This window comes from Bacillus multifaciens (assembly GCF_030756675.1).
GTDB classification, from domain to species: domain Bacteria; phylum Bacillota; class Bacilli; order Bacillales; family Bacillaceae_G; genus Bacillus_A; species Bacillus_A multifaciens.
In genome coordinates this window covers 19,827-35,448 of sequence record NZ_JAVBXD010000043.1, presented here as the reverse complement: position 1 = coordinate 35,448, position 15,622 = coordinate 19,827, and the positions used below count along the sequence as shown (strand labels likewise).

Genomic DNA, 15,622 nt, shown 5'->3' with positions numbered 1-15,622 from the left:
AAGATCCCTGAAAGATGATCAGGTTGATAGGTTCGAGGTGGAAGCGTGGTGACACGTGGAGCTGACGAATACTAATAGATCGAGGACTTAACCAAATTAAAAAGCGGAAGCGACTCGCTCAGAATTGCAGGGCGTTGGAGTACTTGACGTAGAGGCGTTATTTGCCTCGCAGGAAGGTGCGAAACGACCGGAAATTCTAGTCGCTGGAGCTGGATTATTCCAAGAACTACATTGATGTTATCTAGTTTTGAGAGAACATAAAAAAACTTGTTGACTTTTTTAGTGAATCAAGTATAATAATGATTGTCTCAAATGAATATAGTCTGGTAATGATGGCAGAGAGGTCACACCCGTTCCCATACCGAACACGGAAGTTAAGCTCTCTAGCGCCGATGGTAGTTGGGACTTTGTCCCTGTGAGAGTAGGACGTTGCCAGGCAAATGGAGGATTAGCTCAGCTGGGAGAGCACCTGCCTTACAAGCAGGGGGTCGGCGGTTCGATCCCGTCATCCTCCACCATATGCCGGCTTAGCTCAATTGGTAGAGCAACTGACTTGTAATCAGTAGGTTGGGGGTTCAAGTCCTCTAGCCGGCACCACTTTAGTAAGAGCCATTAGCTCAGTTGGTAGAGCATCTGACTTTTAATCAGAGGGTCGAAGGTTCGAGTCCTTCATGGCTCACCATTTATTTCATTTCGCGGGTGTGGCGGAATTGGCAGACGCACCAGACTTAGGATCTGGCGCCTTTGGCGTGGGGGTTCGACTCCCTTCACCCGCACTTGTAAACGAAAGAAATTCAATATTATGCGGAAGTAGTTCAGTGGTAGAATACAACCTTGCCAAGGTTGGGGTCGCGGGTTCGAATCCCGTCTTCCGCTCCAATTTACAATATGATATGCCGGGGTGGCGGAACAGGCAGACGCACAGGACTTAAAATCCTGCGGTGGGTGACCACCGTGCGGGTTCGACCCCCGCCCTCGGCACCATATGCGCCCGTAGCTCAATTGGATAGAGCGTTTGACTACGGATCAAAAGGTTAGGGGTTCGAGTCCTCTCGGGCGCGCTTTATTAACGGGAAGTGGCTCAGCTTGGTAGAGCACCTGGTTTGGGACCAGGGGGTCGCAGGTTCGAATCCTGTCTTCCCGATAGTTTTAAAATTACGGGGCCTTAGCTCAGCTGGGAGAGCGCCTGCCTTGCACGCAGGAGGTCAGCGGTTCGATCCCGCTAGGCTCCACTTATAACTCTTTATGGCGGTGTAGCTCAGCTGGCTAGAGCGTACGGTTCATACCCGTGAGGTCGGGGGTTCGATCCCCTCCGCCGCTACCATAAAGGACCTTTAGCTCAGCTGGTTAGAGCAGACGGCTCATAACCGTCCGGTCGTAGGTTCGAGTCCTACAAGGTCCACCACTCAAGTTTTATATATATGGAGGTATACCCAAGTCTGGCTGAAGGGATCGGTCTTGAAAACCGACAGGCGGCGAGAGTCGCGCGGGGGTTCGAATCCCTCTACCTCCTCCATTTTTTAAAAAAGAATATTATATCGTCGCGGGGTGGAGCAGTCTGGTAGCTCGTCGGGCTCATAACCCGAAGGTCGCAGGTTCAAATCCTGTCCCCGCAACCAATGGTCCCGTGGTGTAGTGGTTAACATGCCTGCCTGTCACGCAGGAGATCGCCGGTTCGACCCCGGTCGGGACCGCCATTTATATTAAGGCTCGGTAGCTCAGTCGGTAGAGCAGAGGACTGAAAATCCTCGTGTCGGCGGTTCGATTCCGTCCCGAGCCACCATTTTGAAATATGCAAGCCGGCTTAGCTCAATTGGTAGAGCAACTGACTTGTAATCAGTAGGTTGGGGGTTCAAGTCCTCTAGCCGGCACCATTTCAAAATGAGCCATTAGCTCAGTTGGTAGAGCATCTGACTTTTAATCAGAGGGTCGAAGGTTCGAGTCCTTCATGGCTCACCATTTTTATGCGGGTGTAGTTTAGTGGTAAAACAAGAGCCTTCCAAGCTCTGGTCGAGAGTTCGATTCTCTTCACCCGCTTTTTCTAGGGCCTATAGCTCAGCTGGTTAGAGCGCACGCCTGATAAGCGTGAGGTCGATGGTTCGAGTCCATTTAGGCCCACCATATTCCGCAGTAGCTCAGTGGTAGAGCTATCGGCTGTTAACCGATCGGTCGTAGGTTCGAGTCCTACCTGCGGAGCCATATAATATAGAGAAGTACCCAAGTGGCTCAAGGGGCTCCCCTGCTAAGGGAGTAGATCGCGTAAGCGGTGCGAGGGTTCGAATCCCTTCTTCTCTGCCAGAAATTGGCCCGTTGGTCAAGTGGTTAAGACACCGCCCTTTCACGGCGGTAACACGGGTTCGAATCCCGTACGGGTCATACAAAAAGAGATAGCATATATGCTATCTCTTTTTTATTTATCCTGCTATTCGTGGGCAGTAATACTCCCACCCAAAAATTTGGCGAAAGCATTGTCCAGCTTCGGCTCCTAGCCCCTTGCGTCTAAAAACCCTGCCCGCGAGAAGATAAAAAGCATCTTCTGCGTGCAAGAACCTTAGCCGACGGGGCTAAGCAGTCGCCTCCGCTTTTAATTAGATCCAGCTCTAGCGGCTAGAATCTCTGGTCGTTTCGCCCACTCGGCCGAGACAAAAAGCGCCTCTATGTCAGGAACTCCAACGTCCTCTTGTTCTGAGCGATCCGCTTCCGCTTTTCGGTGGGAGATAAACTGCTGGTATGCGCCCGATTGGTGAGGGCTAATAATTAGTCGGAGATGAAGAAACCCCCACTGATTAAAGTTTCATTTTATCTTGTCATGTTGAATATTTTTTTTCATAAATAGTAATATTAAAGTATAAGTGCATCAATGCGCTCGCAATTAACGAGGACAATGCGACCATTTTTATTTATAAATGTAGCAAGACCTGTGTTAAAATGAAATCCGCTGAATACTGAAACGGTTAATGGCACACCATTAACTATAATTTCGGTTACTTTTTTTCCTAAATTAAAGGTGTTTAAAAGGTGACAAATCCCTTCAAAATGTTTTTCTTTACTTTTTATATGTGAAGATTGTAAATCTGTATCCTTTACTAAATTTGGATTGAATATTTTAGGGGTAGCAGCATGGTTTATAAGAATTGGCATGTTTCTTTCCCTCTTCCGCTTTTGTTTATTTCGAATCGAAATATATGTTGAAATGATAAAAAGAGCTTTTTTCAAAGCTCTCTTTTATAAACTAGCTTGCCTCAATGCGAAGTGCTTGAATATCACGGCAATCTATAAGAAGTACGCCGCCTGCTTCATCTCCTTCTGTATCTACAAAAGTTGCACAAAAATTTTGAGGATTAAAGTTAACAAAAGTGACATCATCTATAAAGTTTCCGTTTAGAAAAATATCTACTTCTGTGCCAGGCTGTAAAGTTTCAAGTTGCTCACAGACGCATTTTGTATGCTTGTTTATATCGATCAACTCCTTTTAAAGTATATTTTTAATTCAATATATAATATATTTTTAAGTTAAAAAAAGGTGTGGACAAATTATATACAGTTTTAAGTGCTTATGATTTTGAGAGGAAAAGTATGTGAATTATGCTGTGTATTTATGCAATTGGGATGGATTCCGTATATGATACAATAACTTTATCCTATCTGTGAAAAAGTTCACAATTAGGTCATAAAATGTGAATACATTCACAAAGAAACGTGCTACAATATGTGTGTAAAGAAGTTAAACAACATAAAAACAGTATTTTAATTATTTACTTAAATGACAATGCTAATAATGAAATTGAAAAATAGAGAGGGGATTTTACCATGAAAAAAGGTATTAATCGCGTAGTATTAGTAGGAACAGGAGCTGTAGGTTGTAGCTATGCATATTCTATGATTAACCAAGGTGTAGCTGAAGAGTTTGTTCTTGTTGATGTAAACGAAGCAAAAGCAGAAGGTGAAGCAATGGACTTAAGCCATGGTGTTCCATTTGCTCCAGCTCCAACAAAAGTTTGGAAAGGCAGCTATGCAGATTGCAAAGATGCAGATCTTGTTGTTATCACTGCTGGATTACCACAAAAGCCAGGTGAAACTCGTTTAGATTTAGTTGAGAAAAATACAAAAATCTTTAAACAAATCGTTCGCGGTATTATGGATAGCGGATTTGATGGTATCTTCTTAATCGCAACTAACCCAGTCGACATTTTAACTTATGTAACTTGGAAGGAATCTGGATTACCAAAAGAGCGCGTAATCGGTTCTGGTACAACTTTAGACTCTGCTCGCTTCCGCTATATGTTAGGTGACTACTTAGATGTAGACCCACGTAACGTGCATGCGTATATCATTGGTGAACATGGTGATACAGAGCTTCCTGTATGGAGTCATGCTACAATCGGTGTACAAAAGCTAGAAACAATCTTAGCGAACAATGAAAAGTACAACCAAAGCGATTTAGATGAAATATTTGTAAATGTACGTGATGCTGCTTATCACATTATTCAACGTAAAGGTGCAACTTACTATGGTATCGGTATGTCACTATTACGTATAACTAAAGCGATCTTAAACAACGAGAACAGCGTGTTGACAGTATCTGCATATCTTGAAGGACAATATGGACAACAAGATGTTTACGTAGGTGTTCCAGCAGTTATCAATCGCCAAGGTGTTCGAGAAGTTGTAGAGCTTGAATTAAATGAAGAAGAAGAATTGAAATTTGATCATTCTGTAAAAGTGCTAAAAGAAACTATGGCACCAGTACTATAATCCAAATTGTATAAATCCCTTTCCGGCCCTCCCCTGTATTTCACCCCTTTGCTGGAAAGGGTTTTTTTATGTTTTACTTTAATAATAAATATCGATAAACTCCTTTTCTTTTCCACTAAAAAAATTATTCTAAAATAAAACGCTTACAATGAATATTCGTCAAAATTCGATATTTTTCGGTTGAATTTCATGAAATTACCATGAATTTCTATAAAAAAGCGTATGTTTTTTTAGAAATTCGCAAGGATATTTCAATTTACCGAAGAATAGTAATAACATATTTAAAATTCTGTCATCTTGTGAGGTGAACATAGTGATTGAGACAAAGGGTAATGTGAAAGACATGTTATTGTTCCATGAAGAAAAGTTTTATGATAGCTACGAGATTCTTGGTGCTCATTTGACGATGGAAAATGGAATGGAAGGCACACGTTTTTCCGTATGGGCACCTCATGCACAAGCTGTGAGTATTGTAGGAGATTTTAATGAGTGGAATAGCGAGATGCATGAAATGATACGAGTGACAGAGAAAGGGATTTGGTCTTTATTTATACCGAATATTCCTCAGCAGAAATTATATAAGTATGCGATTCAAACGGGAGAAGGACATACGATTTTAAAAGCTGATCCGTATGCAATGTATGCTGAAGTTCGGCCAAATACGGCATCCGTTGTTTACGATATAAAAGGATATAAATGGAAAGACCAGAAGTGGTTTCAAAAAAAGAAGCGAAAGCCAATCTACAATGAACCATTAGCCATTTATGAGATTCATTTTGGTTCTTGGAAAAAGAAAGAAGATGGGTCTTTTTATTCTTATCGAGAAATGGCAGATGAGCTTATTCCGTATGTAGCAGAGCATCAATTTACTCATGTTGAAATTATGCCGCTTATTGAACACCCGTATGATCGTTCTTGGGGGTATCAAGGAACGGGATATTATGTACCGACAAGTAGATACGGAACACCACAAGATTTCATGTATTTTGTCGATGAATGTCACAAATATGGGATCGGTGTCATTTTAGATTGGGTACCAGGACATTTTTGTAAAGACGCTCATGGACTTTATTTGTTTGACGGAGAACCGACGTATGAATATAAAGATCTTGATGTGCAAGAAAATCGTGTATGGGGAACGGTAAATTTTGACTTAGGAAAACAAGAAGTGCGAAATTTTCTTATTTCAAATGCGTTGTTTTGGATGAAATTTTATCATATTGACGGTTTTCGGGTGGATGCGGTTGCGAATATGTTGTATTGGGAACGAAATGGGGGGCAGGAAAGCAACGAACATGCAGTATCATTCCTGCAGCAGTTAAATGAAGCTGTATTTGCAGAAGATCCCACTTTCTTAATGACTGCGGAAGATTCAACGGCATGGCCGCTCGTAACAGCACCGACTTATGAAGGTGGACTTGGCTTTAATTATAAATGGAATATGGGCTGGATGAATGACATTTTAAAATATATGGAATGTGCGCCGGAGTATCGGAAATATATTCATGACAAAGTAACCTTTTCGCTGCTGTACGCGTATTCTGAGAATTTTATTTTACCTTTATCGCATGACGAGGTTGTACATGGGAAGAAGTCGCTGTTAAATAAAATGCCAGGTAATTATTGGTCCAAGTTTGCGCAGCTTCGTTTATTGTACGGCTATTTATTTACACATCCAGGGAAGAAACTGCTCTTTATGGGCGGTGAGTTTGGCCAATTTGATGAATGGAAAGATCTTGAGGACTTAGATTGGAGTTTACATGATTTTGAGATGCATAATTGTATGCATGATTATTTCAAGGAGCTCATAGCATTGTATAAGCGCTCTAAGCCGCTTTGGCAGCTTGACCATACACCGAAAGGCTTTCAGTGGATTGATGCGGATAACCGTGAGCAAAGTGTTTTTTCGTTTATTCGCCAAGGTGAAAGAGAAGAAGATGTTCTCGTTATCGTGTGCAACTTTACAAGTGCGGTGTATGAAAACTATAAAGTTGGCGTACCGGAATTTCGCTATTATAACGAAATTTTAAATAGCGATAGTTCTGCATATGGCGGTTCAGGGCAAATTAATAAGAAGCGATTAAAGGCGATTATGGTACCTTATCATAATCAGCTTGCACATGTCGAAATGACAATACCACCATTTGGAATTTCAATTTTACGACCAGTGAAAACGCGAAAGGGGAGTAGTAAACAAGATGGTTCAAAAGCAGAAGTGCGTAGCAATGTTATTAGCAGGGGGAAAAGGTAGTCGTCTAAGTGCATTAACAAAAAATTTAGCTAAGCCAGCTGTTCCATTTGGGGGGAAATATCGCATTATTGATTTTACATTAAGTAACTGTGCGAACTCTGGTATCGAAACAGTCGGGATCTTAACACAATACCAGCCGTTAGAGTTACATAGTTATATCGGTATTGGAGATGCATGGGATTTAGACCGTGTAAATGGAGGGGTTACTGTACTTCCTCCTTATGCGGAGTCTTCAGGTGTGAAATGGTATACGGGAACGGCAAGTGCCATTTATCAAAATTTAAATTATTTAAAGCAGTATGATCCAGAACATGTTCTCATTTTGTCTGGAGATCATATTTATAAGATGGACTATGCCAAAATGCTTGATTATCACATAGAAAGAGAAGCAGATGTCTCTATTTCTGTTATTGAAGTACCTTGGGATGAGGCGAGCCGCTTTGGCATTATGAATACGAATGAAGCGATGGAGATTGTTGAATTTGAAGAAAAACCGCAATTTCCAAAAAGCAATCTAGCTTCAATGGGAATTTACATTTTTAATTGGGCTATTTTAAAAGAGTATTTAGAAATGGATGCAAGAAATCCAGAATCCAGTAATGACTTTGGGAAAGATGTGATTCCACTTTTACTAGATGAAAATAAAAAGCTTGTTGCGTACCCATTTAGTGGGTATTGGAAAGATGTTGGAACAGTGAAGAGCTTATGGGAGGCAAATATGGATCTACTTCAGGAGGATTCATCGCTTAATCTATATGATCTTGATTGGAGAATTTGTTCTGTAAATCCGAATCAGCCGCCACAATATATTGCACCATCAGCAGAAGTGGAAGAATCGTTAATAAATGAAGGCTGTGTTGTTGAAGGAAATGTTCGGCACTCTGTCTTATTCCAAGGGGTAATTGTAGAGGAAGGAAGCAGGATTGTCGATTCCGTTATTATGCCAGACGCTAAGGTTGGAAAGAATGTTGTGATCGAGCGTGCCATTGTTGGACCAGGAATGGTTATTGAAGATGGAACCATTATTCGTCCGGAAAAAAATATAGAAGACGTTGTGTTAATTGCGGAGGAAATGTAAAGTGAGACGAATGATTTACAAGGGAAGGTAAATAAATCAAAGTTAAAAACCCGACAGCGAAACCCTTTTCTTTTTAGGTGGACGAGAGCACCTGGCTATGTGTAGAAGCAGTCAGTTCCTTTTACTGCCACATGCAATGGTTTCAAACAAAGGGAGTAAGTGAGTGCAGAATCTTTTTTTCTGCATAGCAGCAATTTGTATGTCGAAAGGTCTAAATGAATTTCTATAAGTGGTTTTTATGAATGACTATTTTACTTTCTGGTAGAGCGTGACGAAAAGGGGATGAGATGAGTGAGAGAATCAATGTTAGGAATTATTAATGCGACAGAGAATTTTCCATCATTGCAGCAAGTAACAAATCATCGATCGTTGGCGGTATTGCCGTTTGGCGGACGTTACCGTTTAATAGATTTTATGCTTTCCAATATGGTAAATTCTCATATTCATAGTGTAGCTATTTTCACAAGTCATAAAAATCGTTCGCTCATGGATCATCTCGGTTCTGGGAAACAGTGGGATTTAGATCGGAAACGCGACGGCTTATTTTTATTTCCTCCAAATTGCCAATGTGCTCAAGATGAGTTTGGATCATTTGCTCATTTTAGCAGACATATTGACTACTTTTTGCGTAGTAAGCAAGAATATGTTGTCATTACAAACAGTCATGTTGTGACAGCGCTTGATTTTCAAGCTGTATTAGAACATCATTTATATACAAACGCACATATTACGGAAGTATGTCACCGTGGTAAGTCGCTTCAGACGTATGTATTAAAGAAGGAGTTATTATTACAATTGTTTGAGACGTATCAAGATATGGGCTATTATAGCTTACTTGATATTGTTAAAGAAAAACGAAATACTTCGTTGCGTATGGAAAGTTATGAACATACTGGTTATGTGGCGGTGATAGATTCAATTGAAAGTTACTATAAGCATAGTTTAGAAATATTGCAGCCGCACATTTGGAAGCAAGTCTTTCAGAAAGAAGCACCAATTTTTACGAAAGTAAAGGATGAGCCGCCAACAAGGTACGGAAAAGAGGCAAATGTACATAATGCGATGATTGCTAACGGCAGCATTATCGAAGGGGAAGTAGAAAATAGCGTTGTCTTTCGTTCTGTAAAGATTGGAAAAGGTTCTATCGTTCGTAATAGTATTATTATGCAAAAGGGCCAAATTGGAGAGAATTGTATACTAGATGGCGTAATCCTTGATAAGGATGTAAAGATTGAAGATGGAACAATATTAACAGGTTCAAGTGATCCATGTGTTGTAGAGAAAGGAAAGACTCAAAGCAGTAATGTAACAATTCAGTAAGATCAGTATTGAGAGGAGGAATCTGCATGCTAAGCATAGGTGAATGTTTTACCTATGCTTAGCTATTGCGGAGAGACAATTACAGTGAATATTTTATTTGCAGTATCAGAGTGCGTACCATTTATTAAATCGGGTGGCTTAGCTGATGTAGCCGGAGCACTTCCAAAGACGTTACAAAAACTTGGGATGAACGTGCGCGTTATGCTTCCATATTATAGTTTAATTCCGGAGCGTATAAGAAAAAAATGTGTGCTTCACAAGGTGATTACGGTTCAGCTTGGCTGGCGTAATCAATATTGCGGTATTTTGAAATTGGAACAGGAAGGAATTACGTATTACTTTATCGACAATGAGTATTACTTTAAACGTGATTCCATATATGGTCATTATGATGATGGCGAACGTTTTTCATTTTTCTCAAAGGCTGTATTAGAGTGCATTCCGCATTTAGATTTTGAAGTGGATGTTCTGCATTGTCACGATTGGCATACAGCGATGGCAAACTTTTTATTGCGAGAAAAATATCGTGAGCAGCCATTATACGAAAAGATCAAGACGGTTTTCACGATTCATAATTTGCAATTTCAAGGTGTGTTCCCGCGCATTGTTATGCATGACTTATTAGAGCTTGGTGATGAGTATTTTCATAGTGAACAGCTTGAGTTTTACGGAAACATTAACTTTATGAAAGGCGGAATTATTGCCTCTGATATCATTACAGCGGTAAGTCCGACATATAAAGAAGAAATTCAATATTCATTTTTCGGAGAGAAATTAGATGGTTTATTACGTAAATATAACGATAAACTTGTTGGAATTGTAAATGGAATTGATGATGTTTTGTACAACCCAAAGAATGATAAAACGATAGCGGCAATGTATGATGCAAATTCACTCTATAAAAAAAGAGAGAATAAACGTGCTCTGCAGCGTTATTTTGGATTACCAGAAAAAGAAGAGGCACCAATTATTGCAATGGTTACACGTTTAACAGAGCAAAAAGGATTAGATTTAGTACGTCATGTTTTTCATGAAATGATGCAAGAAGATGTACAATTTATTGTGCTTGGATCAGGAAATAAAGAATATGAACAGTTTTTTGAGCAAATGGCATATGAATACTCAGATAAAGTAAAAGTATATATCGGGTTTCATGAAGAACTAGCACATCAAGTATATGCTGGGGCCGATTTATTTTTAATGCCTTCTTTATTTGAACCATGTGGTCTTGGACAGCTTATTGCTCTTACGTACGGAGCGATTCCAATTGTACGGGAAACAGGCGGTTTAAATGATACTGTTCAATCGTACAATGAATATACAAATGAAGGAAATGGGTTTAGTTTTACGAACTTTAATGCGCACGATATGTTGCATACGGTTCAGCGTGCACTGCACTATTATCATGACAAACAGGTATGGCAGTCTCTTATGAAAAGAGCGATGACGGAGGATTATAGCTGGAAACAGTCTGCACAGAAATATAAGGGGCTGTATGAAAGCTTGTTCGCTTCCAATCAAGAACCACAAACGAATGAGGAAGAAAAGAAAAGCGATCATAAGCAACCGATTCTTTCTGTTAACAAGTAATAGGATAGAGCTAACCAGCAGTGGAAAAACCATTGCTGGAAGTTTCACTTTGAAAGAGGTGAGAGGGTTGTTCTCAAATACAGAGAATTTTAAAGCTGCTTTTTTAGAAAAGCTAGAAACAATGTATGGAAAAAGTTTTAAAGATTCGACAGTGCAAGATCAATATAATACGCTCGGTCATATGGTACGTGAATATATTAGTCAACGCTGGATTGGGACGAATGAACGGTACCGGACAGAGAATCAGAAGCAAATGTATTACTTATCTATTGAGTTTTTATTAGGTCGTTTGTTAGGAAGTAATATATTAAATTTAGGAATACGTGATGTATGTGAACGAGGTTTAGAAGAGCTGGGGATTTATTTGCAAGATATTGAGGAAATGGAAGCAGATGCTGGCCTGGGAAATGGCGGCCTCGGTCGTTTAGCAGCCTGTTTTCTTGATTCCCTTGCTTCGTTAAATTTACCAGGGCACGGGTGCGGGATTCGCTATAAGCACGGTTTGTTTGATCAAAAAATTGTAGACGGTTATCAAATTGAGCTGCCGGAACAATGGCTACGACACGGGAATGTTTGGGAAGTGCGAAGGCATGACCAAGCGGTGGAAGTTAGTTTTTGGGGACAAGTTGATACATTTCAATCTGGTGAGCGTCTTGAGTTTCGGCATATCAATGCGGAAACGATTATGGCTGTACCATATGATATGCCTGTTGTTGGATATGAGACAAGTACTGTCAATACACTGCGCCTTTGGAGTGCTGAGCCTGTTCCGTTTCCGCCGAACTGCAAGGATGTATTGAAATATAAACGGGAAACAGAAGCGGTTTCGGAGTTCTTATATCCAGATGATACGCATGATGAAGGGAAAATACTTCGTTTGAAACAGCAATATTTCCTTGTGTCGGCCAGCTTACAAAATATTGTACGGTTGCACCGGGAACGAAATGGTACGCTTCGTAATCTACATGAGAAAATTGCTATTCATATTAACGATACGCATCCAGTTTTAGCAATTCCAGAATTAATGCGCATTTTGCTTGATGAGGAAAAGATGGGCTGGGAAGATGCATGGTACGTTACAACACATACGATTTCTTATACAAATCATACAACCTTATCGGAAGCGTTAGAAAAATGGCCAATTCATATTTTTGAACCGTTGTTACCACGTATTTATATGATTGTCCAAGAAATTAATGAGCGTTTTTGTCATGAGTTATGGGAACGCTATTCGTATGATTGGAATCGCATCGAAAACATGGCGATTATCGCTCATGGGCTTGTGAAGATGGCGCATTTGGCGATTGTGGGGAGTCATAGTGTAAACGGTGTTGCGAAAATTCATACGGAAATATTAAAGCAGCGAGAAATGCGCTTGTTTTATGAGTTTTATCCAGAGAAGTTTAACAATAAGACAAACGGAATTACGCATCGGCGCTGGTTATTAAAAGCAAATCCGCAGCTATCGAAATTAATATGTGACACGATTGGAATGGATTGGATGAAAGAACCGGACCAGCTGCAAGCTTTAGGAAATTATAAGTACGATGCCGCGTTCCAGGAGTCGCTTCATAATGTAAAACAAGTGCGGAAAGAATTGCTAATGAAACGGATTGAAAAACAAACTGGTATTGTTGTTGATCCGTATTCCATTTTTGACGTACAAGTAAAACGTCTGCATGCTTATAAGCGACAATTATTAAATGTACTGCATATTTTATATTTGTACAATCGTTTAAAAGAGGATGCTAGTTTTTCCTTTTATCCACGTACATTTATTTTTGCGGCAAAGGCATCACCTGGATATTATTACGCAAAAAAGATTATTAAACTTATAAATGAATTGGCACGAAAAGTAAATGATGATCCGTATGTCAATCAATATATGAAAGTTATATTTCTAGAAAACTATCGTGTTTCACTTGCTGAAGATATTTTTCCGGCCGCAGATGTGAGTGAACAAATTTCAACTGCGAGTAAAGAAGCATCGGGAACTGGAAATATGAAATTTATGATGAATGGTGCGGTGACACTAGGTACATTAGACGGTGCAAATGTTGAAATTAAAGAGGCTGTTGGAAATGATGCTATTTTTATTTTTGGTTTAACGGCCGAGGAAGTACTGCATTATTATCAAAATGGTGGTTATCGTGCTAGCGATTATTATCATCATGATATGCGCATTCAAAAAGTTGTCAATCAGCTGACAAATGGCTTTTTTGAAGATGCGGGCGATGAGTTTGAAGCTATTTGTGATTCTTTTCTTATTCAAAATGACGAATATTTTGTGCTCCGGGATTTTGCGCCATATGTAGATATGCAAGAAAAAGTTGGAGAAACATATGAAAATCAAAAAAAATGGCTGGAAATAAGTACAATGAACATTGCAAAATCTAGCCATTTTGCAAGTGATCGAACAATCTTGCAGTACAGCCATGATATTTGGAGAATCACAGAAGAGATGAGGACGAGATAAAGGTGCCCACCAATATAATATATCGGCGAAAGCATACTATTTATCGGCGATTCGACACAATGTAAAAACTCTTCGACGTTGTTCAACACGAAAGAAACGACTTGGAATATTCCAAGTCGTTTTACTTTACCACAGAAATGGAATAGAACGCTGTATATAATATACCGTGTCCACCGTAAATAAGTATAAAAGATTACTACAATTCTTCCAATGTATCCCTTTGGAAATGAGAAGAAATTGCCGTTTTATATGTTGTAATGTGATGGTTTTTGATAAAAGAATGCATATTTTTTGTAAATGTCATGCTTCGATGGGTATGGGAATATTCCCATTCATTTTCCTCAAATTGTACTTTACGAGGAGGGAGAAGCGGAACGACATCAAATAAATTTACGAAACGAAAGCTATTGGCAACTTGCATTTTATAATAATTTCGAAAGGCGATATCACCGACTTTTGGAGAGCCGAAATTGTAGAGTGTGTAATGCGGGAATGAAGTGTTTACACGAGCATCTAGTATATGCAAAGTAGCAAGTGCTCCTCCTAAACTATGTCCCGTAACGAAAAGAGCTTTCGAGGAAGATAAGGAAACGAGGGTGTCCATAATTGTATCTCGGCATGATTCATAAATAGAAAGAAAACCACTATGAACATTCCCGCTATTTGCAGTAAATGGGTACGGTTTTTGTTGGACAATAGAATCAGCAATCCAATCACGATCTGATTGTGTCCCGCGAAAGGCTACTATAATTTGTTCGTCTGACTCTAAAATGAATCCAAACCATTCTGTCATTTGAATAGCGGTTGCTTGAAAGCCTTGTACATACCGGAAGCCTTTCGGAATAGTGAAAATGCCATTTTGGTTATATTGCTCATATGTTAATTCACAGCATGTAGCTAACAATACAGCGGTATCCTTATGAAAGGATACGGAAGTTGGCATAGAAAAATCCTCCTCATGATGAAATATAATTTATATAAATACCAATTGAAAAAGCGACATAAAAACCCTTTTCTTTTTAGATGGGCGAGAGGATCTGGCCGTGCATAGAGCGGTCAGATCCTCTTCTTGCCACATGCCATACAAAAACAAAAAGAGAAAGCGAGTGCAAGTCACTTAATGTTGAAAAATCAAAATGGATTTATATAAACATATGAGGAGGATGTATGTTTCATTCTTTTACAAGATTATTCGCTTCCATCAATCATGCGGCCGATCCCGCCAAGAATGCTGCCTTCACCAGAAGTTTTTGCTCCTGGTCCAATGATGCGCTGTGCTAAGCGACTTAATGTTAAGGATTGAACCCAAACGGTTCCAGGTCCTTGTAGTGTTGCGAAGAATAGACCTTCGCCGCCGAAGATTGCGCTTTTTACATTCCCAACAAATTGAATATCATAGTCAACATCTTTTGTCATAGCAACAAGGCAACCTGTATCAATTCGTAACTTTTCTCCTGGTTTTAAATCACGTTGATAAACTGTTCCACCAGCATGCATGAACGCAAGGCCGTCACCTTCAAGCTTTTGCATAATAAATCCTTCACCGCCGAAGAAGCCGCTACCAAGTTTTTTTGTAAATTCAATACCGACAGAAACACCTTTTGCAGCGCATAGGAAAGAATCTTTTTGGCAGATTACTTTTCCTTGATATTGCGTTAAATCAACAGGAATTATTTTCCCAGGGTACGGAGCTGCAAATGAGACGTGACGTTTTTCGTATCCTGTATTTGTAAATACCGTCATAAACATGCTCTCACCTGTCACAAGGCGTTTTCCAGCACCGACAAGCTTACCAAAAAATCCACCAGTTTGGGCAGAACCGTCACCAAATACGGTTTCCATTTCAATATTGTCTTCCATCATCATCATAGCGCCGGCTTCAGCAACTACACTCTCCTCTGGGTCTAATTCAATTTCAACAAATTGCATGTCATCGCCATATAATTTGTATTCGATTTCATGTGCTTTCATCGTTTCACCTCAAATAATAAATATGTAGTAATACATCTATATTGTACCGAAACATTGCGAAATAGAAAATATAAGTTTTGTAAATTTTCAAACGAGATATTTCTGTTTTGTTTGACGTTTTATTTCGGGCATGATATAGTAAAAGAACTATTGAGCTGCATAATGTGGTACGGAAATAAAG

10 protein-coding genes, 22 tRNA genes and 2 rRNA genes are annotated in these 15,622 nt (G+C 39.7%); 30 read left to right on the top strand and 4 right to left on the bottom strand.

The annotated features are described in order from the left end of the window. The 24 genes from Q9306_RS20815 to Q9306_RS20700 all read left to right on the top strand — a co-directional run. Positions 1–95, top strand: a 23S ribosomal RNA gene (locus tag Q9306_RS20815); the annotation flags it as partial. A gap of 227 nt (positions 96–322) precedes the next feature. Next, positions 323–438, top strand: a 5S ribosomal RNA gene (rrf, locus tag Q9306_RS20810). A 4-nt stretch (positions 439–442) separates the two neighbouring features. After that, positions 443–518, top strand: a tRNA-Val gene (locus Q9306_RS20805). 3 nt (positions 519–521) lie between these two features. Continuing rightward, positions 522–597 (top strand) — tRNA-Thr (locus Q9306_RS20800). A 9-nt stretch (positions 598–606) separates the two neighbouring features. Continuing rightward, a tRNA-Lys gene (locus Q9306_RS20795) sits at positions 607–682 on the top strand. A gap of 13 nt (positions 683–695) precedes the next feature. Beyond that, positions 696–776, top strand: a tRNA-Leu gene (locus Q9306_RS20790). Between the two features lie 28 nt (positions 777–804). Continuing rightward, positions 805–879: transfer RNA gene (locus tag Q9306_RS20785), tRNA-Gly, on the top strand. Between the two features lie 16 nt (positions 880–895). After that, positions 896–984 (top strand) — tRNA-Leu (locus Q9306_RS20780). 3 nt (positions 985–987) lie between these two features. Next, positions 988–1,061, top strand: a tRNA-Arg gene (locus tag Q9306_RS20775). 9 nt (positions 1,062–1,070) lie between these two features. Next, positions 1,071–1,144, top strand: a tRNA-Pro gene (locus tag Q9306_RS20770). 15 nt (positions 1,145–1,159) lie between these two features. Further along, positions 1,160–1,232, top strand: a tRNA-Ala gene (locus Q9306_RS20765). Positions 1,233–1,247: 15 nt separating this feature from the next. Then, a tRNA-Met gene (locus Q9306_RS20760) sits at positions 1,248–1,324 on the top strand. 4 nt (positions 1,325–1,328) lie between these two features. Continuing rightward, positions 1,329–1,405: transfer RNA gene (locus Q9306_RS20755), tRNA-Ile, on the top strand. Between the two features lie 18 nt (positions 1,406–1,423). After that, a tRNA-Ser gene (locus Q9306_RS20750) sits at positions 1,424–1,516 on the top strand. 26 nt (positions 1,517–1,542) lie between these two features. Continuing rightward, a tRNA-Met gene (locus Q9306_RS20745) sits at positions 1,543–1,619 on the top strand. A gap of 2 nt (positions 1,620–1,621) precedes the next feature. After that, positions 1,622–1,697: transfer RNA gene (locus Q9306_RS20740), tRNA-Asp, on the top strand. Positions 1,698–1,707: 10 nt separating this feature from the next. Next, a tRNA-Phe gene (locus Q9306_RS20735) sits at positions 1,708–1,783 on the top strand. A gap of 15 nt (positions 1,784–1,798) precedes the next feature. Continuing rightward, positions 1,799–1,874 (top strand) — tRNA-Thr (locus Q9306_RS20730). A gap of 9 nt (positions 1,875–1,883) precedes the next feature. Further along, positions 1,884–1,959, top strand: a tRNA-Lys gene (locus tag Q9306_RS20725). Between the two features lie 7 nt (positions 1,960–1,966). Further along, a tRNA-Gly gene (locus Q9306_RS20720) sits at positions 1,967–2,037 on the top strand. 7 nt (positions 2,038–2,044) lie between these two features. Continuing rightward, positions 2,045–2,121 (top strand) — tRNA-Ile (locus tag Q9306_RS20715). A 3-nt stretch (positions 2,122–2,124) separates the two neighbouring features. Continuing rightward, positions 2,125–2,199 (top strand) — tRNA-Asn (locus tag Q9306_RS20710). An 8-nt stretch (positions 2,200–2,207) separates the two neighbouring features. Further along, positions 2,208–2,298, top strand: a tRNA-Ser gene (locus tag Q9306_RS20705). A 6-nt stretch (positions 2,299–2,304) separates the two neighbouring features. Further along, positions 2,305–2,376, top strand: a tRNA-Glu gene (locus Q9306_RS20700). 465 nt (positions 2,377–2,841) lie between these two features. On the opposite strand, the gene Q9306_RS20695 is transcribed toward Q9306_RS20700, so the two are convergent. Further along, on the bottom strand, positions 2,842–3,141 hold the full coding sequence (locus Q9306_RS20695; protein WP_306201917.1) for a hypothetical protein: 300 nt from the start codon (positions 3,139–3,141) through the stop codon (positions 2,842–2,844). 91 nt (positions 3,142–3,232) lie between these two features. Beyond that, positions 3,233–3,457: a penicillin-binding protein gene (locus Q9306_RS20690; RefSeq protein WP_098917978.1), complete on the bottom strand. Its 225-nt coding sequence runs from the start codon at positions 3,455–3,457 to the stop codon at positions 3,233–3,235. Positions 3,458–3,810: 353 nt separating this feature from the next. Here Q9306_RS20690 and Q9306_RS20685 point away from each other — a divergent pair, with 353 nt between their 5' ends. From Q9306_RS20685 to Q9306_RS20660, 6 genes are all read left to right on the top strand, one after another. Beyond that, positions 3,811–4,755: an L-lactate dehydrogenase gene (locus Q9306_RS20685; RefSeq protein ID WP_306201914.1), complete on the top strand. Its 945-nt coding sequence runs from the start codon at positions 3,811–3,813 to the stop codon at positions 4,753–4,755. 343 nt (positions 4,756–5,098) lie between these two features. Then, positions 5,099–7,006, top strand: coding sequence for a 1,4-alpha-glucan branching protein GlgB (gene glgB / locus Q9306_RS20680; RefSeq protein WP_306201920.1), 1,908 nt, complete (start codon positions 5,099–5,101; stop codon positions 7,004–7,006). After that, positions 6,954–8,084, top strand: coding sequence for a glucose-1-phosphate adenylyltransferase (locus Q9306_RS20675; protein WP_306201913.1), 1,131 nt, complete (start codon positions 6,954–6,956; stop codon positions 8,082–8,084). The genes glgB and Q9306_RS20675 overlap by 53 nt, the downstream gene beginning before the upstream one ends. A 291-nt stretch (positions 8,085–8,375) precedes the next feature. Then, on the top strand, positions 8,376–9,404 hold the full coding sequence (locus tag Q9306_RS20670; RefSeq protein ID WP_306201911.1) for a GlgC family sugar phosphate nucleotidyltransferase: 1,029 nt from the start codon (positions 8,376–8,378) through the stop codon (positions 9,402–9,404). Positions 9,405–9,488: 84 nt separating this feature from the next. Beyond that, entirely contained in the window at positions 9,489–10,994 is a 1,506-nt protein-coding gene (gene glgA / locus Q9306_RS20665; protein ID WP_306201919.1) for a glycogen synthase GlgA, read from the top strand. A gap of 67 nt (positions 10,995–11,061) precedes the next feature. Then, positions 11,062–13,470 (top strand): glycogen/starch/alpha-glucan phosphorylase, encoded by a 2,409-nt coding sequence (locus Q9306_RS20660; protein WP_306201909.1) that lies wholly within the window; start codon positions 11,062–11,064, stop codon positions 13,468–13,470. A 196-nt stretch (positions 13,471–13,666) separates the two neighbouring features. Here the strand turns inward: Q9306_RS20660 and Q9306_RS20655 are convergent, their stop codons facing one another. Both Q9306_RS20655 and Q9306_RS20650 read right to left on the bottom strand, forming a co-directional pair. After that, positions 13,667–14,413: a lipase family protein gene (locus tag Q9306_RS20655; protein WP_306201907.1), complete on the bottom strand. Its 747-nt coding sequence runs from the start codon at positions 14,411–14,413 to the stop codon at positions 13,667–13,669. A 245-nt stretch (positions 14,414–14,658) separates the two neighbouring features. Continuing rightward, positions 14,659–15,441, bottom strand: coding sequence for a TIGR00266 family protein (locus Q9306_RS20650; protein ID WP_306201906.1), 783 nt, complete (start codon positions 15,439–15,441; stop codon positions 14,659–14,661). Between the last annotated feature and the right edge of the window lie 181 nt (positions 15,442–15,622).